General features: G+C 74.9%; 13 protein-coding genes. 3 read left to right on the plus strand and 10 right to left on the minus strand.

Annotation, left to right across the window (positions count from 1 at the left end; genetic code table 11):
* The coding region (locus ABT041_RS24120; protein WP_351187669.1) for an acyl-CoA dehydrogenase family protein at positions 1–1,148 on the minus strand (1,148 nt) is incomplete at its 3' end.
* Between the two features lie 402 nt (positions 1,149–1,550).
* Here ABT041_RS24120 and ABT041_RS24125 point away from each other — a divergent pair.
* On the plus strand, positions 1,551–3,173 hold the full coding sequence (locus ABT041_RS24125; protein WP_351187671.1) for an AMP-binding protein: 1,623 nt from the start codon (positions 1,551–1,553) through the stop codon (positions 3,171–3,173).
* A gap of 56 nt (positions 3,174–3,229) precedes the next feature.
* On the plus strand, positions 3,230–4,048 hold the full coding sequence (locus tag ABT041_RS24130) for a PaaX family transcriptional regulator (protein WP_351187673.1): 819 nt from the start codon (positions 3,230–3,232) through the stop codon (positions 4,046–4,048).
* Here the strand turns inward: ABT041_RS24130 and ABT041_RS24135 are convergent.
* From ABT041_RS24135 to ABT041_RS24145, 3 genes are all read right to left on the minus strand, one after another.
* Positions 4,045–4,467, minus strand: a complete 423-nt coding sequence (locus ABT041_RS24135; RefSeq protein WP_351187675.1) for an anthrone oxygenase family protein — start codon at positions 4,465–4,467, stop codon at positions 4,045–4,047. The genes ABT041_RS24130 and ABT041_RS24135 overlap by 4 nt on opposite strands.
* Positions 4,468–4,599: 132 nt before the next feature.
* The gene (locus ABT041_RS24140; RefSeq protein WP_351187818.1) at positions 4,600–6,825 is read right to left on the minus strand and encodes a bifunctional salicylyl-CoA 5-hydroxylase/oxidoreductase; all 2,226 of its coding nucleotides are present in this window, start codon (positions 6,823–6,825) and stop codon (positions 4,600–4,602) included.
* 326 nt (positions 6,826–7,151) lie between these two features.
* Positions 7,152–7,979, minus strand: a complete 828-nt coding sequence (locus tag ABT041_RS24145) for an enoyl-CoA hydratase family protein (RefSeq protein WP_351187677.1) — start codon at positions 7,977–7,979, stop codon at positions 7,152–7,154.
* A gap of 341 nt (positions 7,980–8,320) precedes the next feature.
* Here ABT041_RS24145 and ABT041_RS24150 point away from each other — a divergent pair, with 341 nt between their 5' ends.
* The gene (locus ABT041_RS24150) at positions 8,321–8,809 is read left to right on the plus strand and encodes an ATP-binding protein (protein ID WP_351187820.1); all 489 of its coding nucleotides are present in this window, start codon (positions 8,321–8,323) and stop codon (positions 8,807–8,809) included.
* 16 nt (positions 8,810–8,825) lie between these two features.
* Here ABT041_RS24150 and argF read toward each other — a convergent pair whose 3' ends face one another.
* From argF to ABT041_RS24180, 6 genes are all read right to left on the minus strand, one after another.
* On the minus strand, positions 8,826–9,839 hold the full coding sequence (gene argF / locus ABT041_RS24155) for an ornithine carbamoyltransferase (protein ID WP_351187679.1): 1,014 nt from the start codon (positions 9,837–9,839) through the stop codon (positions 8,826–8,828).
* Positions 9,840–9,950: 111 nt separating this feature from the next.
* Entirely contained in the window at positions 9,951–11,183 is a 1,233-nt protein-coding gene (locus ABT041_RS24160) for an arginine deiminase (RefSeq protein WP_351187681.1), read from the minus strand.
* Positions 11,184–11,252: 69 nt separating this feature from the next.
* The gene (locus tag ABT041_RS24165) at positions 11,253–13,994 is read right to left on the minus strand and encodes a hypothetical protein (protein ID WP_351187683.1); all 2,742 of its coding nucleotides are present in this window, start codon (positions 13,992–13,994) and stop codon (positions 11,253–11,255) included.
* Entirely contained in the window at positions 13,991–16,354 is a 2,364-nt protein-coding gene (locus ABT041_RS24170) for a hypothetical protein (RefSeq protein WP_351187685.1), read from the minus strand. Before ABT041_RS24170 ends, ABT041_RS24165 begins: the two co-directional genes overlap by 4 nt.
* Entirely contained in the window at positions 16,351–18,915 is a 2,565-nt protein-coding gene (locus tag ABT041_RS24175; protein ID WP_351187687.1) for a hypothetical protein, read from the minus strand. The genes ABT041_RS24170 and ABT041_RS24175 overlap by 4 nt, the downstream gene beginning before the upstream one ends.
* On the minus strand, positions 18,912–22,649 hold the full coding sequence (locus tag ABT041_RS24180; RefSeq protein ID WP_351187689.1) for a tubulin-like doman-containing protein: 3,738 nt from the start codon (positions 22,647–22,649) through the stop codon (positions 18,912–18,914). Before ABT041_RS24180 ends, ABT041_RS24175 begins: the two co-directional genes overlap by 4 nt.
* Between the last annotated feature and the right edge of the window lie 2 nt (positions 22,650–22,651).

Below are 22,651 nucleotides of genomic sequence, written 5' to 3' on the forward strand. Positions count from 1 at the left end.
GTGTTCTGTTCCCTCGCGTCCTTCGTCTGCTGCACCTTCGCGTACAGCTCCTTGGCGATGATCGTGCGCTGCACCTCCGTGGCTCCCTCGTAGATCCGGGGTGCGCGGACCTCCCGGTAGAGGTGTTCCAGGAGGTGGCCGCGCTGGAGGGCGAGGGCTCCGTGCAGCTGCACGGCCGCGTCGACGACGTACTGGGCCGTCTCGGTGGCCAGGAGCTTCGCCATCGCGGAGCGCCGGGGGACGTCCGGGTCGCCCTCGTCGTACGCCACGGCCGCCGCGTACACGAGGAGGCGGGCGGCCTCGGTGCGGGTGGCCATCTCGGCGACCCGGTGCGAGACGGCCTGGAGGTCGGCGAGGACGCCGCCGAAGGCGGGGCGGGCGGCGGTGTGGGTCAGGGCCGCGTCGAGGGCGGCCTGGGCCATGCCGACGGCGAAGGCGCCGACGCTGGGCCGGAAGAGGTTGAGGGTGTTCATGGCGACCCCGAATCCCCGGTCGGGTTCGCCGAGGAGGTCCTCGGGGCCGACGGGGACGCCGTCGAAGGTGAGGGTGCCGAGCGCGTGCGGGGCGAGCATGTCCAGCGGTTCCCCGCCGAGGCCGGGGCGGTCGGCGGGCACGAGGAAGGCGGTGACGCCGCGGGCCCCGGCGCCCCGGGTGGTGCGGGCGAAGACGGTGGCGAAGTCGGCCTCGGGGGCGTTGGAGATCCAGCGTTTCTCGCCGTGCAGGCGCCAGCCGCCGCGCCCGTCGGGCACGGCGTCGAGGGCGAGGGCGGCGGCGTCGGAGCCGGCGTCCGGTTCGGAGAGGGCGAAGGCGGCGACGGCCCGGCCCGCGGTGGCCTCGGGGAGCCAGCGGGCGCGCTGGGCGGGGGTTCCGAAGGCGGCGACGGGGTGGGTGCCGAGGCCCTGGAGGGCGAGCGCGGTCTCGGCCTCGGTGCAGGTCCGGGCGAGGGATTCGCGCAGCAGGCAGAGGTCGAGGGCACCGGCCTCGAAGAGCCGTGCGAGCAGGCCGAGCTCGCCGAGGGCGGCGACGAGGGGGCGGTTGACCCTGCCGGGTTCGCCCTGGTCGGCGAGGGGCTTCAGGCGGTCGGCGGCGAGCGCGCTGAGCTGCGCACACCAGGTGGTCTGTGCCGGATCGAGCGAGAATGCGGGCATGTGGGCCCTCTCCGACGCCCCCGGGCGTCCTTGTCACGGCACCTCCCGGCGCCCCTGCGGCGGCGCGCTCCGGCGCCCTGGTTCCGGCACCTCCCGGCACCCCTACGACGGCGCCCACCAGCGCCCTGGTTCGAGCGCCTACCGGCGCCCTGGTTCCGGCGCCTCCCGGCACCCGAACGGCGGTGCTCGTCGACGCCCGGTCCGGGGCGTCCACCGGCGTCCGCGCCGTGAAGCCCTCCGACGCCGTCGCCCCGGCACCCTCACGTGCCTCGGTCCCAGCCTCCTCCCGCGTCCTGCGCTCGGCGCCTCCACGGACCCTTGTCGCGAACCGTTGACTGTCGTCACCAACACGATACGCTCGTGGAGCGACGAGCGACCCCACCTCGACAGGGGGACGGACTCATGGAGCTGACGCCCTCGGGCCACCTCGACACCTTCGCCCGTGACCGGCTGCCCCCGCCCGAGCGGTGGCCGCGGCTCGTCTTCGACCTCCCCGAGCTCCACTACCCCGACCGGCTCAACTGCGGCACGGAACTCCTCGACCGCACGGTCGAGCGGTTCGGCGCCGACCGGCCCGCCTTCCACGACGGCGAGGGCGGGGTCTGGAGCTACGGCGAGCTCCGCGACCGGGTGGACCGCATCGCCCACGTCCTCACCACCGACCTGCGGGTGCAGCCCGGCAACCGGGTCCTCCTGCGCGGCCCCACCACCCCCTGGCTCGCCGCCTGCTGGCTCGCCGTGATGAAGGCCGGCGGCGTCGCCGTCACCGTGCTGGCCCAACAGCGCGCCCCCGAACTCGCCGTCATGGCCGAGGCCGCCCAGTGCACCCACGCGCTCTGCGACGCCCATGTGCTCGACGAGCTCCTCGCGGCCCGGATACCCGGGCTCCGGGTCACCCCCTTCGGCGGAGACGGCCCGGACGACCTCCTCGCCCTCGCCGACCGCCGCCCCGGCCCGTACGAGGCGGTGGACACCGCCGCCGACGACGTGGCCCTCATCGCCTTCACCTCCGGCACCACCGGCCGGCCCAAGGGCTGCGTCCACTTCCACCGGGACGTCCTGGCCGTCGCCGACACCTTCTCCGCGCGCGTCCTGCGCCCGCTGCCCGACGACGTCTTCGCCGGCTCGCCGCCGCTCGCCTTCACCTTCGGCCTCGGCGGCCTCGTCGTCTTCCCCCTGCGGGCCGGGGCGAGCGCGGTCCTCCTCGAACAGGCCGGGCCCAAACAGCTGCTCGCCGCGATCGAGCGGCACCAGGTGACGGTGCTCTTCACCGCCCCGACGGCCTACCGCGTCATGCTGGACGAGTTGACGCAGGGCACCGCCCCCGAGGTGGCCTCGCTGCGACGCTGCGTCTCGGCCGGCGAGAACCTGCCGGAGGCCACCTGGACGGCCTGGTACGCCCGGACCGGGCTGCGCCTGATCAACGGCATCGGGGCCACCGAACTCCTGCACATCTTCATCTCCGCCGCCGACGGCGACATACGCCCCGGCACCACGGGCCGCCCGGTGCCCGGCTGGCAGGCCAGGATCGTCGACCGCGAAGGCAACGCCGTCCCGGACGGCGAGGAGGGTCTCCTCGCGGTGCGCGGCCCGGTGGGCTGCCGCTATCTGGCCGACCCCCGCCAGGAGGAGTACGTACGCCACGGCTGGAACGTCACGGGCGACACGTACGTCCGCCAGCCCGACGGCTGGTTCCGCTATGTCTCACGGGCCGACGACATGATCATCTCCGCCGGGTACAACATCGCAGGACCCCAGGTCGAGGAGGTGCTCCTGGACCACCCCGACGTGGTGGAGACGGCGGTGGTCGGCCGTCCGGACGAGCTGCGCGGCCAGATCGTCGTCGCGTACACGGTGGTACGGGACGGGGTGCCGCGCGACGCGAGCACGGCCGCCGCCCTGCGGGCCTTCGTCCGCGCCCGCATCGCCCCGTACAAGTCGCCGCGCGAGATCGTCTTCCTCGACGCGCTGCCGCGCACCGCGACCGGCAAGCTCCAGCGCTTCCTGCTGCGGGACCCGGCGTGACCGGGCAGGAGGCTCCGGCCCGGCATGACCTGTGGACCACCCCCTAAAGTGATCACGTGGCCGAGCAGCACACCCCCCGATCCCTGATCGTCTCGTTCTACGGCGCGTACGGCCGTGGGCCCGACGAGTCGCCGGTGCCCGTGGCCGCGCTCATCCGGCTGCTCGGCGTCCTCGGTGTGGACGCCCCCTCGGTGCGCTCCTCGGTGTCGCGGCTCAAGCGGCGCGGGCTGCTGCTGCCGGGCCGGACGGCGGGCGGCGCCGCCGGGTACGCCCTGTCGGAGGACGCCCGGCGGCTGCTCGACGACGGCGACCGCCGGATCTACGCCCGTACCGAGCCGAAGCTCTCCGAGGGCTGGGTCCTGGCCGTCTTCTCGGTGCCCGAGGCCGAGCGGCACAAGCGGCACCTGCTGCGGTCCCGGCTGGCGCGGCTCGGCTTCGGCACGGCGGCGCCGGGCGTCTGGATCGCGCCGGCCCGGCTGTACGAGGAGACCCGGAACGCCCTGGAGCGGCTCGAGCTCTCCCCGTACGTGGACCTCTTCCGCGGCGACCACCTGGGGTACACGGCGACGGCCGGGGCGGTGGCCCGCTGGTGGGACCTGCCGGCGATCGCCGGGCTCCACGAGGAGTTCCTGGCGGTCCACGAGCCGGTCCTGCGGGCCTGGCGTACGGACCCGGCGGGCGCCGAGGACGCCTACCGGGACTACCTCCTCGCCCTGGACTCCTGGCGACGCCTCCCCTACGCGGACCCGGTGCTCCCGGCGGAGCTCCTGCCGGACGACTGGCCGGGCCGCCGTTCGGCGGAGGTCTTCGCGGCCCTGCACGAGCTGCTGCGGGACCGGGGCGCGGAGTACGTCTCGCCGTTCCTGAACGATTAGCGCGTCCGTACGGCCAGGGCCCTGACCGAGCAGGCGAGCCCCGCCGCGCCCAGTACCGCGCGGACGATGTTCCACGCCACCCACGGGCTCTCGAAGGCCGCCCGGGCGGCGGCCGGGTCCCCGGTCGCCGCGAGGGCGTCGTTGAGGGGGACGTTGGCCGCCGAGGTGACCACGAGGACGGCCAGGGCGAGGACGAACGCGGCGAGCGTCCAGAGCCGCGCCCGGCCGGCGCGGTGCTGCCAGGCGGCCACCGCCGCGAGGACCGGCACCCCGAGGAACGGGGTGAAGAACAGCGGGTTCTGGATCACGTCGTTGATGTTCCGCATGACCTCGACGTAGACCCGGTCGTCGCTGCGCGCCAGCGCCGGCATCACCGAGCAGACGTACGCGAACCACACCCCCGCGAGCAGTCCCGTCATCGCCGTCGCCGTGCCGAGGACCGCCCCGGCACCCTTCCCGCCCTGTTTTCTGTCATGTTCCCATTCAAGGGGCTGGACGGGGCGCGGACCATGCCCCCGCGTCGCATCCGCATGCGCGAGCGTCCAGGGTCCTCACTCGCGGCGGCCGGTGGGCGGGCGGCGGCTGCCCGCGCGGTACGGGGCGGGCCAGGGGGCGGCCGGACCCTGGTACTCCTGCTCGGCCGCCGCGTGCAGGGTCCAGTGGGGGTCGTAGAGGTGCGGCCGGGCGAGGGCGCAGAGGTCGGCGCGGCCCGCGAGGAGCAGGGAGTTGACGTCGTCCCAGGAGGAGATCGCGCCGACCGCGATCACCGGGACGCCGAGCTCGTTGCGGATGCGGTCGGCGTACGGCGTCTGGTACGAGCGGCCGTAGGCGGGCTCCTCGTCCGGGACGACCTGGCCGGTGGAGACGTCGATCGCGTCGGCGCCGTGGTCCGCGAAGGCGCGGGCGATCGCGACGGCGTCCTCGGCGGTCGTACCGCCCTCGGCCCAGTCGGTGGCCGAGATGCGGACGGTCATGGGCCGGTCGGCCGGCCATGCCTCCCGTACCGCGTCGAAGACTTCGAGGGGGTAGCGCAGCCGGGCCCTGAGGTCGCCGCCGTAGGCGTCGCTGCGGTGGTTGGTGAGCGGGGAGAGGAAGCCGGAGAGGAGGTATCCGTGGGCGCAGTGGAGTTCGAGGAGGTCGAAGCCGCTGCGCGCGGCGCGGTGGGCGGCGGCGGTGAACTGCTCGCGTACGGCAGTGAGCCCGGCACGGTCGAGGGCGGCCGGGGTCTGGTTGACGCCGGGCCGGTACGGGAGGGGCGAGGCGGCCACGAGCGGCCAGTTGCCCTCGGGGAGCGGCTGGTCGATGCCCTCCCACATGAGGCGGGTGGAGCCCTTGCGGCCGGAGTGGCCGAGCTGGACGCCGAGCGCGGTGCCGGGCGCGGAGGTGTGGACGAAGTCGGCGATACGGCTCCAGGCGGCGGCCTGTTCGTCGGTCCAGAGGCCGGTGCAGCCGGGGGTGATGCGGCCCTCGGGGCTCACGCAGACCATCTCGGTCATGACGAGTCCGGCGCCGCCGAGGGCCCTGGAGCCGAGGTGGACGAGGTGGAAGTCGCCGGGGACGCCGTCCTCGGCGACGTACAGGTCCATGGGGGAGACGACGACCCTGTTGCGCAGGGTCAGTCCGCGCAGCCGGAACGGGGTGAACATCGGCGGGGTGCCGGGCGGGCAGCCGAAGTCCTCCTCGACGGCGGCGGTGAAGACGGGGTCGCGCAGCTTCAGGTTCGCGTGGGTGACGCGGCGGCTGCGGGTGAGCAGGTCGAAGGCGAAGCGGCGGGGCGGCCGGTCCACGTGCCCGGCGAGCTCCTCGAACCAGTGCAGGCTGGCGGCGGCCGCGCGCTGGGTGGACTCGACGACGGGACGGCGCTCCGCCTCGTACGCGGCGAGGGCCTCGTCGAGCGTGGGGTGGGCGCCGACGGCGGCGGCGAGGGCGACGGCGTCCTCGACGGCCAGCTTGGTGCCGGAGCCGATGGAGAAGTGCGCGGTGTGGGCGGCGTCGCCGATGAGGACGGTGTTGCCGTGGGACCAGCGGGCGTTGGCGACGGTACGGAACGCGGTCCAGGCGGAGTTGTTCGAGCGGAGCTCGCGGCCGCCGAGCGCCTCGGCGAAGACCTTGGCGCAGCGGGCGGTGGACTCGGCCTCGTCGAGCTCGTGGAAGCCGGCGGCCCGCCAGACCTCCTCGCGCATCTCGACGATGACCGTGGAGGAGTCGGCGGAGAAGGGGTAGGCGTGCAGCTGCATCACGCCGTGCTCGGTCTCGGCTGTCTCGAAGCGGAAGGCCTCGAAGGGGAAGTCGGCGGCGAGCCAGATGTAGCGGCAGAGGTGGGTGCTGATCCGGGGGCGGAAGTGCGCGGCGTGCGTCTCGCGGGTGCGGCTGTGGACGCCGTCGGCGGCGACGACCAGGTCGTGCTCCGCGGCGAGGACGGCGGCGGGCGGGGCGTCGGTGCGGAAGCGGAGCCGTACGCCGAGCTCGGCGCAGCGGGCGTGCAGGATCTCCAGGAGCCGGCGGCGGCCGAGCGCGGCGAAGCCGTGGCCGGTGGAGGTGGTGCGGTGGCCCCGGTGGACGACGTCGATGTCGTCCCAGCGGACGAGCTCGCGGCGGAGCGCCTCGTACACGACGGGGTCGGCGTCGCGGATCCCGCCGAGGGTCTCGTCGGAGAGGACGACTCCGAAACCGAAGGTGTCGGAGGGCGCGTTCCGCTCCCAGACGGTGACCTCGCGGGCCGGGTCCTGGCGCAGGAGGAGGGCGGCGGCGTAGAGCCCACCGGGTCCGCCACCGATGACGGCGACGGTGCGGGGGCCGGGGCCGTCGAGGCTGCGCGCGGCGGGGAAGGCGGCGCCACGGGAGTCCCGGCCGGGGGCGGGGCTCGTGCCTGGGGCGGCGTCGCTGCGGGGGCCGTCGCCACGGGGGTCCCTCACGGCGTCGCTGCGGGGGCCGTCGCCACGGGGGTCCCTCACGGCGTCGCTGCGGGGGCCGTCGCGACCGGGGTCCCGGACAGCGTCGCTGCCGGGGCCGTCGCCATGGCGGGCCCGGACGGCGTCGCCATGGGGGCCGTCTCCATGGCGGGCCCGGTTGCCGTCGGCCCCCGGGTCGCCGCCCCGGGGCGTCAGCATCCCCGCCACTTCGGGGGGCGTTTCTCGGTGAAGGCGGCGTGGAACTCGGCGTAGTCCTCGCCGTTCATCAGGAGCGCCTGGGTGGCCGCGTCCAGTTCGACCGCGGCGGCCAGCGGCATGTCGAGCTCGGCGGTGAGCAGGGCCTTCGTCTGGGCGAGGGCCAGGGCGGGGCCGTCGGCGAGCCGGCGGGCGAGGGCGGCCGCCCGCTCCCCCGCCGCGCCCTCCTCGGTGAGCTCGCTGAGCAGCCCGATGCGCTCGGCCTCGGCCGCGTGGACGGGCTCGCCCAGCATGAGGAGGCGGGTGGCGTGGCCGAGGCCGACGACCCGGGGCAGCAGATAGGCGGCGCCCATGTCGCCGCCGGAGAGGCCGACCCGGGTGAAGAGGAAGGAGAAGCGGGTGGTGGGGTCGGCGATCCGGAAGTCGGCGGCGAGGGCGAGGACGGCCCCGGCGCCGGCGGCGACGCCGTGCAGGGCGGCGATGACGGGGAAGGGGCACTCGCGGAGCGCGCGGACGACCTGGCCGGTCATCCGGTTGAAGTCGAGGAGCCGGGCGGTGTCGAGGGCGAGCGTGGCGCCGATGATCTCGTCGACGTCGCCGCCCGAGCAGAAGCCGCGGCCTTCGCCGCCGAGGACGAGGGCGCGGACGGCGCGCTCGCGGGAGAGCTCGGCGAGGAGGTCGCGCAGGTCGGCGTAGGCGCCGAAGGTGAGCGCGTTGAGTTTCGCGGGGCGGGCGAGGGTGACGGTGGCGACGCCCTGGTCGATGTCGAGGCGCAGATGCTGCCAGCGTGACGTGCGGGGCGCGGAGCCGGTAAAGGGGCTCATCCGAGGGGCCTCCTTCCTCCGCAGGGAGGGTATCACCGTACTGTGACTGTCGTCACGAGTACGCGATACGCGAGCGGTACAGGGGCCCCGCAAGGTCCCGGGCGGCGGCGGACCTAAGTCCCCGGGGGAAGGGAGGGGGTGCCCTGGGAAGCGGATTTTGCGCCTCGTAAGGTTGAAACCAGGACGTCTCGGGATGCCCCCCACCCCACTCGCCCCAATCGCCCCTCGGTGAAGGGAGCCTGCCCCCCATGCCCGAAGCCACCGGACCCTCGGCCGTGAGCCCCGGAACCGAGAGCCCCGGAACCGCGGCCATGAGCGCCGGAATCGAGACCAGCGGACCCATGAGCGCCGGAGTCCTGAGCCCCGGGACCTCGACCGTGAGCTCCGGGCCCGCCGTCTCCTGGCGCATCCGGCTGCCCCACACCACCGCGGCCGTGCCGATCGCCCGCGCCCTGATCCGTACCGCGCTCACCGACATCGCCCCCGCGGCCGCCGACCGCCCCGACGGCGACACGGCGGAGCTGCTCACCGCCGAGCTCGTGGCCAACGCCGTCGAGCACACCTCCGGCGCGGGCCCCATCGAGCTGGTCGTCGAACTGCTCGCGGCGCCCGGCGGCTGTCAGATCGAGGTCCACGACTCCCAGCCCGCCGGCCCCGACGAGCTCGTCTGCCCCGCACCGGGCACCGAGGTCGACCCCTGGCAGGAGCACGGCCGGGGACTCCTCCTGATCCGCGCGCTCAGCAGCGACTGCGGACACCGCCCCACCGCGAGCGGCAAGGCGGTGTGGTTCACGCTCCCGGGGATACCGGCCCAGCGGCGCCGTCCCTAGTACCGCCGCTCCCTCTTTACTGCCCCGCAGGACCGGCCAGCGTCGCCACCAGGACCGCCTTGATGGTGTGCATCCGGTTCTCGGCCTCGTCGAAGACGACCGAGTGCGCCGACTCGAAGACCTCGTCCGAGACCTCCAGCTCGGTCAGACCGTGCCGGGCGTGGATGTCCCGCCCGACGGCCGTGCCCAGGTCATGGAAGGCGGGCAGGCAGTGCAGGAACTTGACGTCCGGGTTCCCGGTGGCGCGCAGCACGTCCATCGTCACGGAGTACGGGGAGAGGGCGGCGATCCGCTCGTCCCAGACCTCCTTGGGCTCGCCCATGGAGACCCAGACGTCGGTGACGACGAAGTCCGCGCCGGCGACGCCCTCGGTCAGGTCCTCGGTGAGCGTGATCGTGGCGCCGCTGGTCTCGGCGAGCTCGCGGGCCGCGGCGACGACGTCGTCGGCCGGCCAGTAGGCCTTCGGGGCGACGATCCGGACGTCCATGCCGAGCAGGGCGCCGGTGACGAGGTAGGAGTTGCCCATGTTGAAGCGGGCGTCGCCGAGGTAGGCGAAGGCGATCGTGTCGAGCGGCTTGTCCACGTGCTCGGTCATGGTGAGCACGTCGGCCAGCATCTGGGTGGGGTGCCAGTCGTCGGTGAGGCCGTTGAAGACGGGCACGCCCGCGAAGGCGGCGAGCTCCTCGACGTTCGCCTGGCTGTCCCCGCGGTACTCGATGCCGTCGAACATCCGGCCGAGGACGCGGGCGGTGTCCTTGACGGACTCCTTGTGGCCGATCTGGGAACCGGAGGGGTCGAGGTAGGTGGTGGAGGCGCCCTGGTCGGCGGCGGCGACCTCGAAGGCGCAGCGGGTGCGGGTCGAGGTCTTCTCGAAGATCAGGGCGATGTTCTTCCCGCGCAGCCGCTGCACCTCCGTACCCGCCTTCTTGGCGGCCTTGAGCTCGGCCGCGAGCGCGATCAAACCGCGGAACTCCTCGGCGGTGAAGTCCAGCTCCTTGAGGAAGTGGCGGCCGATGAGGTCTGTGGCCATGGGACGCGCTCCTGTAAGTACGGGTCGGGAGGACGGCGGGTCGGAACTCTGGAAGTGTATACGCACGTCAACATTTCTATACAGCCCCCCTCTCCCCGCCGGATCCGCTCCTCAGGCCGCGTCCCGCTCCACCGGACAGCTCATACAACGCGGACCGCCCCTCCCCCTGCCCAGCTCGCTGCCGGGGATCTCGATCACCTCGATGCCCTGCTTGCGCAGATGCGTGTTCGTCGTCACGTTCCGCTCGTACGCGACGACCACCCCCGGCTCCACCGCCAGCACGTTGCAGCCGTCGTCCCACTGCTCGCGCTCCGCCGCGTGCACGTCCTGGGTCGCCGTCAGGACCCGGATGTCCTGCAGCCCGAGTGCCGCCGCGATGGCGCTGTGCATCTGCTCCGGCGGATGGTCGGTGACCCGCAGGGACTGGCCCTCGTCACCCGGTTCGATCGTGTACGAGCGCAGCATTCCGAGCCCCGCGTACTGGGTGAACGTGTCCTGGTCGACCATCGTGATCACCGTGTCCAGGTGCATGAACGCGCGCCGCTTCGGCATGTCGAGCGCGATGATCGTGCGCGCGGAACCGGCCGCGAACATCCCCCGGGCCAGCATCTCCACCGCCTGCGGGGTCGTCCGCTCACTCATCCCGATCAGCACGGCGCCGTTGCCGATGACCAGGACGTCCCCGCCCTCGATCGTCGACGGATAGTCCGACTGCCCCTCCGACCAGTGGTGGAAGGAACCCGCCTCCGGGCCCGTGAACAGCGGGTGGTGCTTGTAGATCGCCTCGAAGTGCACCGTCTCGCGCTGCCGGGCCGGCCAGCGCATCGCGTTGATGGAGACGCCGTCGTAGATCCAGGCCGAGGTGTCCCGGGTGAAGAGGTGGTTCGGCAGCGGGCCGAGGACGAAGTCGTCCAGGTCCAGGGCGTGGAAGCGGACCGAGGTCGGCTCCCGGTGCGCCGCCAGGAACTCCCGCTTCGTCATGCCGCCGACCAGCGCCTCGCCGAGCGCGGCGGCGTCCAGCGAGTCGAAGGCCGCGCGCAGGTGGTCGGCGGCCAGCGGCCCGTACTCCTTCTCGTCGAAGACCCGGTCGAGGACCAGGGCGCGGGCCGTCGGAACCTCCAGGGACTCCCGCAGCAGGTCCCCGAAGAGGTGCACCTCCACCCCCCGGTCGCGCAGCACGTCCGCGAAACCGTCGTGCTCCTGGCGGGCCCGCCGCACCCACAGCACGTCGTCGAAGAGGAGGGCGTCCTTGTTGGACGGGGTGAGCCGCTTCAGCTCCAGATCGGGCCGGTGCAGGATGACGCGGCGCAGCCGCCCGGTCTCGGAATCGACATGGAATCCCATACGCCCATCCTGACGGAGCCGGGCGGCCCTGGCCCGCGTTTCGGGCCGGTCACCCGGCTTCCGGCGCGGTCAGGTGAGCCACTGGGCGATGCCGATCAGGACAATCGCGGCCACCAGACCGCCGATCAGCAGCGCGGCGCGGCGCAGGAAGCGGCGGGTGTAGCCGCTGCCGAGGTCGTCGCCGAGGCCGCCGGGGCCTCCCGGGGCGAGCGGGGGGCCGGGGCGGTGCGGGGTGCGGGGCAGGCCGTACGCCTCCTTCAGGAGCGAGAGCCAGACCGCGTCCGGCAGGCCCGGGCGCTCTCCGTCCACGATCAGCCAGAACGTCTCGCAGGCGGAGGGCTCCGGGTGCGTCCTGAGCCACGAGAGCAGCTCGGCGACCGTGCCGACGGGGGCGTCGCCGCCGGCGAGCAGCGGGCGGACGGCCCAGCGGTACAGCTCGGCGGCGTTCGCGGCGCGCCGCTCCTCCTCCGGCTCGTAGGGGTTGTCCCGTGCCGCGGGCGGGGCCTCGGCCCACAGCTTCCTCCCGATGGCCACCTCGCAGAGCTCCCGGCGCAGCGGATGCTCCCAGGACGGCAGGCGCCGGGCGATCTCCCGCAGGAGGACGGTGACGACCACGTACGCCTGGTTCCGGCGGAGCGCGTCGAGGAGCTCCTGGTCGCCGGCGGCCACGACGAGCTCCCGCGCCTCTTCCGGGCTGCGCACGGTCGGAAGCTTGTGCACGAGCGAGGTCCGGGCGTCCCGCCCCCGCCGCCCCCATCCGCGCCGGGCTCCCTTCCCGGGCCCGGTCCACTCCGGCCCGACGACGGGCAGCACGGGCCGGGGGTAGGCGGCGCCGGAGGACGGGCGGGAGGGGGGTACGTCGGGTGGGGGCGGGGTCTCTGTGCGGTGGGCCGACAGGGTCTTGGGGGCCGGGGGTGCCTCTCCGCCCGGGGCGCGGTCGGGCCGGCCGGGGGGCTGCGGCTCGCCGTCCGGGGTGTCGGGTCGGCCCGGCGGCCGGGACTCCGCGTCCGGGGTGCCGGGTCGGCCCGGCGGCCGGGACTCCGCGTCCGGGGTGCCGGGTCGGCCCGGCGGCCGGGATTCCCCGCGCCGGTCGTCGGACCCGGGACGACGGGCCGGAGACTCCGCGGAGCCCGACGGGGGCGAGGCGGGAGCCGTACCGGGGGCATCGGGCGAGGGGCCCGGGGAGGCGGGGTACGAGGAGCCGGCCGGCTCGGGGCTCCCGCCACGCGGCGAGTCGGCGCCTGTGCGCCGGGGGTCGGAGCCGGACCGGCCGGACCGGCTCCGGGAGCCGGGAGCACCCTGGTCCCCGGAGGTCGGACTTCCCTGCTCCCGGGGGCCCGTGCCATCCCCGTACCCGGAGCCTGAACCAACCTGGTCCCGCGAACCCGTGCCATCCCCGTACCGGGGGTCTGAACCGACCTGGTCCCGGGAGTCCGGGGCGTCCTGGTCCCGCGCACCGGGCACCGGCCGGCCCCAGGAGCCCGGTGGGTCCGGGTGGCGGGGGCCCGGGGTGGCCGGGTCGTGGGGGCCTTCGGCGCTCCCGTACCGGGGGCCGGCGTCGATCGGGTTCCGGGGGTCCGGTGCGTCCCGGCCGGGACGGGGATCCCGAGCGTCCTGAACGGGACGGGGGTCCGGAGCGCCTTGAACGGGACGGGGGTCCCGAGCGCCCTGGCCCGGACGGGGGGCCGGGGCGCCCTGGCCGGGACGGGGATCCCGATCGCCCTCACCGGAACGGGGATCCCGATCGCCCTCACCGGAACGGGGGTCCCGAGCGCCCTGGCCCGGGCGCGGGTCCCGAGTGCGCTGGTCCGGGCGGGGGTCCTGCGGGGGTCCGTACCCGGAGGGCTGGGTCCCGTGGTCCCGGGGAGCCGGGGCCGGAATGGTTCGGGGGCTTCGGCCCGGGCGGTTTCTGGGGGGTGGGGGGCGGTGGTCCAGGTCGTCCAGGGTGTCCGCCGCCCTGGACGCCGTGTCCAGGAGCGGGCCCCGGTGCGTGGAGGCCGTGGTGTGGAGGACCCGGGCGACCACGTGGTCCCGGCCGTTCTCCTCGACCTCCGCCAGGTGGTGGCGGACCAGCCGGGTCGCGACGTCCTCCGCCCGGTCCCCGCACCGCTCACGCGGATCGACCCGGCGCCGCTCGGCGTTGCGGCTCGCCGCACCGGACCACCGGCCCACGAACGCGAACTGGAGCGACGGCAGTTCGGCCGTGTCGTGGGTCGCGAACGTCCACGGGTGCCTCGTCACCGCGCCGAGGATGCTCTGCAGCCCCCACAGCACGGGATACGCGGTCCCGCCCCGCTCGTCGAGGATCGTGAACGGCCCCTCCGGGTGCCGCAGGAACTCCGCCACCGCGCCGACGAGTTCCTCCGCCGCGTACGGCAGGCGGCGGTCGAGCTCCGCCAGTCCCCCGCCGGGCGCGAGGGCCTCCGCCGGGACCACCGGCAGCCGGCCGCGCGCCCCGGCCGCGTTCGCGGCGCCCTCCCACTCCCAGCCGTGCAGCCCGAGGCAGACGAAGGGTTTCAGCAGGCTCGGCGCACCGACGAGGGCGTGGCAGAGCACGGACGTCCTGCCGTCGGCGTCCGTGAAGGGCACGCGCCGGATCAGCATCACGTACCCGCGCTCCCGGAGCCGTATGAGGGCCGGGCGGATCTCGTCCCCGCTGGCCCGCAGCACGGGCCCGGAGACCCGGAAGAGGTTCTCGGCCTCGTCGCGCGGCCCGGACCAGGCGACCGGCCCGAAGCCCGTGCTGCCCGTGAGGTTCTCGCTGTCCCAGCGGAAGACGATCTGGTCGGCCTCGTGCTCCGTCCGTGTCATCGGTCGATCCCCTCCATCGGTTCCGTCCCGGGCAACATCCCGCACAGGGCGAAGAGCGACAGCAACGGCGCGAGGACCCGGCGCGGCCGGGCCCCGTGCGGAAATCGGTCGCCGCGCGCCTGGCCGCCGGTCGCGGCGACGAAGTGCAGCGTGCAGTCGGCGCAGTCGTCGAAGGGCTTCAGCCAGGCGGCGCCGGCGTGGTGGGCGAGGAAGGCGTACGCGTCCCGGCTCTCCTCCCGGACCGCCGCCGGGTCGTGGCGGCTGGGCAGCGCCCGGCCGAGCCAGCGGTCGACGACCGGCTCGAACCGGACCAGGTCGCTCTTGTTGACGGCGAGCGCGGCGGGCGCGGCGACGAGTCCGCCGGCCTGCCGGGGGATGCGGTTGAGCACGGTCGAGAAGGCCTCGTCGCCGAGGTCGCGCCGCCGCAGCCCGCTCTGTTGGCGTACGGGGTCGAGCCCGGGCAGCCGCAGGGCGCGCAGCGGGTCCACGACGAAGACGAACGCGTCGACGCCCATGAGGAAGCGCCCGACCTCCCCGTCCTGCGCGAGGTCCTCCCCCGCGAGGTCGAAGAAGACGACGGGCCGGGGCGTCGCGCCGCCCGCCTGGACGAGCAGGCCGTCGGCGAACCGCGCGAAGGTCTGCTGTCCCGTACGGCCCAGCTGCCGCCCCTCCTTGAGCCTCTGCACCCGTTCGCGCACGAAGGTCCGGTGCGCGTCGGGGTTCAGGGGCCGGCATTTGAGTCCGTACGGTTCGAGGCCGCCGAGTTCGACCTCGCCGAGCATGGCGGCGAGGAGGTGCGTCTTGCCGACGGATGAGCTGCCGACGAGGGCGATGGACAGCGGCTCGCCGTTGGTGAGGTAGGGGACGGGGAGTTCGTGCTCCTCGTCGCCGTCCACGGTGTGCGGGCACAGGTGGTAGGCCTTGCGCCGGGCGTCCGCGAGGTGTCCCGGGCGGCGTTCGGTACTGAGGTCGAGCGGGATCCGGTGGCCCCTGGCGTCGATGGTGACGAGCAGCCGTTCGTCGTACTCGATGGGGAGCAGGCAGTGCGGGCACATCCGGCTCCGTGCCGTCGGGGCCGGAGCCGGAGCGGGTTCCGGCGGTGCGACGGGCTCGGCGGGCCGGTAGGAGTCGCCGCCGCCGAAGATCCGGTCGCGGATCGAGGGACGGCCGGGCCGTGGGCTCGGCGCGGGCGGCTCCGCCGGGTTCCGGTGGGCCTCGACGGCCGCGCGTTTCCTGGCGATCTGGCGGTCGTACTCGGTACGCCACCGGTCGAGCGGGTCGGCCGCCCCCACACCCGTGGCGAGCGGATCGGGAACGTCCAGCAACCGCATCAGCTCGGCCGGTTGGGGGCGGTCCGCCGCGCGCGCGGCAAAGAGACCGCTCTGCCCGAGGGCCTCCAGACGGCGGTAGCGGGCCAGGTCCGCCGGGGGCCCCTCGCCCCGGTCGGGGCGGCCGGAGAGCAGGTAGTAGGCGAGTTCGGCGACGGACCACAGGTCGTCGCGGGGATCGGCGGCGCCGTCGCCCGCGCGCTGCTCGGGCGAAGCCCAGGGGGCGCCGCCGAAGGGCTCACGGGTCTCCCCGGCGCGCTGTGCCGCGTACGGTTCGCAGAGCCGCACCCTTGTGCCGTCCCACCGTACGGTGTCGGGCGCGATGGCCCGGTGCACGAGCGACACCTCGCCCAGGAGCCGTACGGCCATGGCGAGTTGGCCGGTGATCCGCTCCTGGTCCTCGACCCCCAGGCGCCCCGCCCACTCGGTCAGCGGGCGGCCCGTCGGCAGCCGGTACAGCACGAAGGGCTCGGCGGCGGTCAGGTCGAAGCCGACGATCCGCGTGAAGACCGCGCCGTACTTGTTGCCGCCGTACCGCCGTTCGAGCGCGACGGCGGCCGCCACCTCCCGTTCCAGGAGGCCGTACGCCTCGGGGTCGCCCTGCGCCGACGAGGCCAGCCGGTACTGGAGGACGTGCGAGCCCGTCCCCAGCGTCGCCCGGCGTGCCAGGACGCCGGGACGGCCGGGCGGCCGGTGGTCCTCGCCGTAGCGCACGGCGAACCGGACCGGGTCCTCCCGGTGGGTGAGGAACTCCAGCTCCCGGTAGTAGGGGTGGGTCGGCCGGATCGGTTCCCTCAGGTGCTCGGGGTGGTCAGGACCGATGGGCTGGGTCGAGTCGCCGGGACGGCTCGGGGACGTCGGGTGGGTGGGGTGGGCCGGAGGGATCGGGTCGTCGGGGTACGTCCGAGGGTTCATGTCCGTCGGGTCGCTCGGGTCGTTCGAGTAGCCCGGTTCGTCCGGGTAGTGGGCGTCGCCCGGGTAGTGCGCGTCGCTCGGGTGGTTCGGGTCGCTCGGGTGGTTCGGGTCGGTCACGGTTCTCCCGCCTCCTCGGCGCGGACGGTGTGCACGACGTCCGCGCGCAGCGGTACGAGACGGAGGATGCCGGCGTGCCGTCCCGCGCCGGTCCACACCACGTCCTCGGCGGTCCCCCGCCAGATGTCGTCCCCGGCGGCCCCGCGCCGCATCGCCTCGGGCACGAACCGGACCTGCCGGGCGGCGAGCGGGTCGTGGGAGAGCAGCCGCAGGTGCTCGGGGCCGCACAGCGCGACCGTACGGCCGGGCTCGTCCTCGGCCAGGAGCAGCCGGGCCACCGCGTCGGCGGCCACACCGGTGAGGCGGGCCGCGTCGGGCCGGTCGGAACGGTCGGTGAACGCCGCGAGGGAGCTCAGCGCGTCGGGGTCGCGCAGGCCCTCGTACCGGGGCGGCGGCGAGGCCGCAACGTCCCGCTCCAGACGGAGCCGGGTCTCGTCCAGGAGCTCCGTGATCCGCTGCTCGTGACCGGCCCGCGCCAGGGCCCCGGGGTCGCGCTCGATGCCCGCCCAGCACCGGTCCAGGATCAGGACGGTGCCGGCGACCAGGTCGCCGACGAGGGTGTCGACCAGCGCGGGGCCCCCGTCCCCGTACCGCCGCTCCAGCCAGCCGGGCGTCGGCAGGGGTACGTGCGGGGGCGGGGGTCCGTCCACGGGGGAGGCGAACGGAGACGGCTCCGGCTCGGCCGTCGGCGGCCCCTGCTCCCTGCCGGACCAGTGGTCGTCCTCCGCCCCGGCCGCCCAGGGCTCCGCTCCGTCCCCCCAGGCCTCCGGCCCGTCCCCCCAGTCGTCCGGGTCGTCCTTCCAGTCCTCCCAGCTCCAGGACGCCGTACCGGACTCCCGGGCCCGCGGCGGCTCCGCCTCCCGGCGGTCGGCCGTCCGTGCCGTGTGCGGCCGACCGTGCGCGTCGGCCGTCTCCGCGAGGCCCCGGAGCAGCCCGGCCACGGCTCCCGCGCCGGCCGAGCAGTGGTGCCGTACCTCGGCGAAGAGCCAGTCGTGCACGGCGGTCGTGACCACCAGGGTCTGGATCTGCCGCAGGATCCGCCCGGCCTCCTCCGGGTCCGCGCGCGCCCACCAGTCGTCCACGGCCCGGCTCCAGTCGCGCAGCGCGAGCAGCCCGACGGCCGCCACGGACACGGTCGCCGCCACCGCCCCCGCCCACACGGGCAGGCCCAGGAACTGGCCGAGGCCCGCCCCGACCAGCCCGCCCAGCAGACCGCCGAAGAGCCGGGGCGCCGCGCCGGTGGCACCGCCGCCGTCGATCCGGCCGTCGGGCGAGCGATTGGGTCTGCGCCGCAGCATCAGATGGGCGAGTCCTGCGGCGAGGACACCGACGGCGGGGCCGAGGACCCAGCCGAGCAGCGGCCAGATCCCTGCGAGCAGCGCCAGGAGCCCGGTCACGGCGAAGGCCGCGGGTCGCGAACCGCCCGCCGTGAAGGGGTACCGGGCGCCGAGCCGACGCAGCCGCTCGGGACCGCAGATCGCGTCGAGGCGGGCGAGCCGGGCCGCGCTGCCCACGGGGGCGGTGCGCGCGGACAGCGCGGAGAGGCGGGCCGCGACGGACCGCAGCGGCAGTCCCTTGCCGATCAGGTCGTGCGTGAGGTCGCGCAGGGCGGGGACGATCCCGGCCCGCGAGATCTCCCGTGGCAGTTCCGGCAGTTCGATCCCCCGGTCCCGCAGCGCCCCCCGGTGCTCGGCGGTGAGCCGGGTGCCGCCCGCCGCGCCGAACGCGTCCGCGACGGCGGTACGGAACCGGTCCAGCTCCTCCGTCACGCGCTCGATGTCCGCCGGCAGGTCGACGGACCGGCCCACCCGGGTGAGCAGGCCGGCCGGGCCCCGGACCCGGTGGTAGCCCTCGACGGCCTCGCCGAGCGCGGCGTCGCAGGCGGCGAGCCTGGCCCCCGCCCGGCCGTGCGCCGGCAGCCACTGGTGGCCGGCCAGGGAGCGCGGGACGCCCTCGCCCAGGAACAGCGCGAGCGCGCCCGGCACCTGGCCGGCGGAGACGTTCCCCGCCGGGACGTCGGGTCCGGTGAGTCCCTCCACGGCCTGGCGCCAGGCGCGCGCCCTGGCCTCGTCGGTGAGGTCGTGCTCCAGGACCCGCACGGCGGGCACGGCGACGCCGTGCACCACCTCGCCGAGCGCGCGCAGGACGGCGTCGAAGACCTCGGGCGTGGACAGGACGTCGACGAGCGGGCGCAGCACGGCCTCGCCCGGGACGCCGTTCTCCGTGGAGTCGAAGACCCACAGGACGCCGGCGGCGGGCGGGCGGAGCGTGAGGGAGCGGCTCAGGGTCCGCTCGCCCCGGGTGCCGACCGCGAGGCAGACGATGTGCGCGGGTCCGTAGGAGGAGAGGCGCTCGTAGAGCAGCTGGTGGGCGACGAGCCGGTCGGCCTCGTCGACGACGAGGAAGCGCCGCTCGCCGCCGGGCTGCGGGACGTCCAGGGCCGCGCGGACGGCGGCCTCGGAGTCGTGCGCCGCCGCCCCGGGTGCGCTCCGCAGGTCGAGGCAGACGGCGTGGCCCGGCAGGGGCCGTTCGGGCAGGACGGGACGGACGTGTGGGCTCACTCCGCCTCACCGGCCCGGTCGCGGCGGTGCGGCTCGTCGTCGGCGGACCCGAACTCCGCTCCGTGGTCGGCCTCGTAGCCCTCGTCGTCGGGCCCGAAGTCCGGCTCGGGCTCCAGCTCCCAGTCGCCCTCGTAGACGGACGGCACCGGGGAGGCGTGCCCGCTCGCGTACGCGGAACGCGGATCGGACCGGACCCCGTTCTCCCGCCCGGGACCGTCGTCGTACCCGGACCGGGGCTCGTACTCGGGCCCGTCGTCGTACCGGGACCGGGGCTCGCGCCCGGGCCCGTCACCGTACTCGGGCTCCCGTCCCGACCGGGGCTCGCGCCGGAGACCGTCGTCGTACCCGGACCGGGGCTCGCGCCCGGGCCCGGCGTCGTACCCCGGCCCGGAGTCGTACCCGGCCCTTGCCTCGTACGCCGGCGCCGACTCGTAGTCCTCGTACTCCTCGTGGGGCCGGGACCTCGGCGCGTGCCCGTTGCCGTTCTCGTACCGGGAGGGCGACTCGTACCGGGAACCGGGCTCGTACCGGGGGCGCGGGCGGGGCTCCTGGCGGGCCTGGGGGACGTACCCCTGCCCACTCCCCCGCGGGCGCGGTCGGCCCTGGCGGGGTGCGTGGCGGTCGTAGAGGGCGCGGAGGGTCGCCCGGGTCGGTCGGGACGCGCTCGGGAAGCGCATGTCGAGGGCACCCGGGTAGGTGACCGACCAGAAGTGGCGCAGCGGCGCGAGCCATTCGCTGTCCGCCTCGCCGTACTCGGCGGCGATCGCGTCGATCAGGGCGAGCTGGCGCGGCGCGACGTTCTCCACGAACTGGGTGAAGAGCGGCGACGGGGGCACCGGGACCTGGGCGAGGCCCTGCGGCAGGGAGCGCATGAGCCGCTCGCAGAACTGCTCGATGATCTGCCCCTCGTCGAGCAGCGCCCAGCGTTCGTACGCGCGCAGCAGCCCCGCCCAGCTGGAGAGCGAGCCGTCGAAGCCCTCCAGGCGCAGCGACATGGTCGCGGACTCGCCGTCCTGGAGGCGGATCCGGACGAGGTGCGGCGAGTCGGCCCGGCCCTCGGCGGCGATGTGGCCGTTCCACATGGCGCAGAGCAGCCGGTGGAGGATGCGCTGCCGGTCCTGTTCGGTGGAGACGAGCCAGTCGTCCCGGTAGCCGAGCCGCTGGCGCCAGTGCAGGAAGTCGTCCTCTCCGCCGGAGTCGCGGGCTTCGGACCAGAGGCTGAGGACGTTGCGGACCTCGGAGATGTCGGTGAGGTTCATGCCGCTGCGGAAGAAGACGACGGTGATGGAGTCGGTGTCGACGGCCCGGCACTCGGGGAACACCCGGGACGGCAGGTTGAGTTCCTGCGCGAGGAAGTCGGCCGCGCGGCCGTCGGACTCGCTCGCCGGATGCACGATGAGGATCTTGAGCGGGCCGCTGCCGTCCGGGATGAAGCCGACCGGGAGGAGTCCGGCGAGCCGGGAGCGGAACTGGTCGAGCCAGCGCGGGTCGACCTTCGCCTCGGCGGTCTCGTCGCCCGCGGCGGCCCGCAGCAGCAGCTCCATGGAGGGCAGCAGGGGGCGGGCGAAGACGTCCTCGTTGGCCTCGCCGAAGAGGCGCTTGACCCGCCGCTCGACGACCTGCTTGATCTCCTTGACGGCCGCCCCCGGCGAGCGGCGGACCGCGTCGAGGGCGCGCCGCCAGTCGTCGGGTGTCACCAGCCGTTCGAGGAGGGTCGCGGCGTCGGGGGCCTCGGGTAGCCCCTCGGTCTCGGCGAGGCGGTCGATGACGTCGTCGTAGAAGGCCCGCAGGGTGTTCTGCGGGGGCAGCAGGTAGGCGATGCCGGCCCGGTCGTCCCGGTAGAGCTCGCGGCGGCTGTCGGCGAAGGACTTCGCCTCGTCCTGCTCGTGGGCGCGGAGCACCTTGGCGAGTTCGGCGACCTCGGCGGTGACGCGGTTGAGGGAGGGCCGCCACTGGTTCTCGCCGGCCTGCCAGCCGCGGTGCCAGAGGACGCGGGCCCGCCACTGGTACCAGGCCTGCTGGGCGGCGAGGGTGTCCTGGACGTCGGGGTCGGTCCAGCGGGCCGGTACGACTCCGCCGACGCTGCGCTTGATGTGGGGGATGTTGGGGGCGGCGGCCTGGACGTTCGGGGGCCGTTCGGGGTCGTTGCGCCGGTTGTCGAGCATGCCGGTGAAGCCCTCCCTGGCCACCCGGTCGGGGTGGCCCGGCAGTCCGGCGAGGACGGTGAGCAGCTGGAACGGGCCGAGGGTGCCGAGGAGTTCGCGGACTCCCGCGCCGGGCCTGAAGTCCTCGGTGAGGCGGGGGATCTCGCGGGAGAGGTGGACGTCGAGGCGCTGGAGGGAGTCCTCCATGTCGTTGAGCCGCTGCCGGAGCTCCTGGCTGATGTCCCGGCTGCCGCGCGGGAGTTGCTCGGGCAGGGGGACGTCCGGTGCCTCGCGGCTCCACAGGCGGCCGATGCCGGAGCGGGTGAAGAGGTCCCGGACCATGTCCTGTCCGTCGCGGGCGGGCCGCCGGGCCCGTTCGGCCATGCCGCGGACGGCCTGGGCGAGGAGCCGGGCGGCGACGATCTCGGCGAGGTCGTCGACGGGGACGGTGAGGGAGGCGGCGAGGCTGGTGGACATGCCGCGGTAGCCGATGCCGGAGCGGGCCGGGGTCGAGCGTTCCACGGCCTTGTTGATGAAGCTGGCGGCGAAGGACTGGTAGTCGTCGTCGGAGCGGTTCGCCGAGCCGCCGCTGTCCTCGCCGAGTTCGGTGCCGATCAGGGACATCACCATGGCGGTGATGGAGCGGCGCAGGTCCTCGCTGCCGATGACGGCCGGCTTGGAGAAGAGGAAGGCGGTCTGCATGGTGGCGGGGCGCAGGGCGACGACCCCCTCCCCGGGGTAGGTGACGCTGAGCCGGCCGCGTTCCTCCACGTCGCCGACGGTGTCGAGGGCGTCGGGCACGTTCTGGTCGTCGACGAGCCGCGAGAGGTCCACGAGGGCGCGCGCGGCGTTGAGTTCGGCCTCGCGCCCGCCGCCCGCCTCGGGCGGGAACGCGGAGGGCATGACGACGAGCGGGTAGATCTTCACGCCGGGCACCTTGGCGTTGCGGAACTCGTGCCCGATGAGGTGGATGAAGTCGTAGAAGATGCCGGCGCCGGTGCCGCCGGCGACGGAGAAGGCGACGAAGACGTCGCAGCCCCGGATGCGGCCGCCGCCGACCCGCTTGAGGTCGCCGGCCGCCTGCCCGATGGCGCCGATGGCCTCGCGGAGCTGCCGCAGGACGGGTTCGAGGCCGGTGCTGAGGGTCGCGAAGAGCGCGGAGCGGCCGACGGTCGGGAGTTGTCCCGCCCCCTGGTTGAGGGGGGCGACGCGCGGCTGGCGGGCCTGCGGCGGGAGCCAGAGCCGGGTCTCCTCGGGGAGGGAGACGCGCAGGAAGCGGGCCACCTCGGGCGAGGAGTCGAAGTCGACGGGCAGCAGGTCGCGGACGATGCGGGAGGTACGGGCGAAGGCGGCGCCCTCGGCGCCCTTGGCCCGGAACTGGGGGTAGCCGAGCAGCTCGCCGTCGCTGAAGTCGGCGTAGACGAACTGGAGGCAGTCGGGCAGCTGGAAGGGCAGCCGGCGGCCGCCGTCGACGAGGTCGGTGCCGTCGGGTCCGCACAGCTCCCGGCGGAGCTGCCGCTCGAGCTCGCTGCCGATCTTGCCGCCGGTGCCGCCGAGTCCGACGAAGAGCATGGGCTGGTAGATCTTCATGG

This window comes from Streptomyces sp. NPDC002825, assembly GCF_040295385.1.
GTDB lineage: Bacteria > Actinomycetota > Actinomycetes > Streptomycetales > Streptomycetaceae > Streptomyces.

Bases quoted from the DNA above. Each gene is read 5' to 3' on its own strand.
- argF (WP_351187679.1), bottom strand. From the start codon at position 9,839: ATGGCCACAGACCTCATCGGCCGCCACTTCCTCAAGGAGCTGGACTTC.
- ABT041_RS24165 (WP_351187683.1), bottom strand. From the start codon at position 13,994: ATGACACGGACGGAGCACGAGGCCGACCAGATCGTCTTCCGCTGGGAC.
- ABT041_RS24135 (WP_351187675.1), bottom strand. From the start codon at position 4,467: ATGACGGGACTGCTCGCGGGGGTGTGGTTCGCGTACGTCTGCTCGGTG.
- ABT041_RS24180 (WP_351187689.1), bottom strand. From the start codon at position 22,649: ATGAAGATCTACCAGCCCATGCTCTTCGTCGGACTCGGCGGCACCGGC.
- ABT041_RS24150 (WP_351187820.1), top strand. From the start codon at position 8,321: ATGAGCGCCGGAGTCCTGAGCCCCGGGACCTCGACCGTGAGCTCCGGG.
- ABT041_RS24160 (WP_351187681.1), bottom strand. From the start codon at position 11,183: ATGGGATTCCATGTCGATTCCGAGACCGGGCGGCTGCGCCGCGTCATC.
- ABT041_RS24125 (WP_351187671.1), top strand. From the start codon at position 1,551: ATGGAGCTGACGCCCTCGGGCCACCTCGACACCTTCGCCCGTGACCGG.
- ABT041_RS24145 (WP_351187677.1), bottom strand. From the start codon at position 7,979: ATGAGCCCCTTTACCGGCTCCGCGCCCCGCACGTCACGCTGGCAGCAT.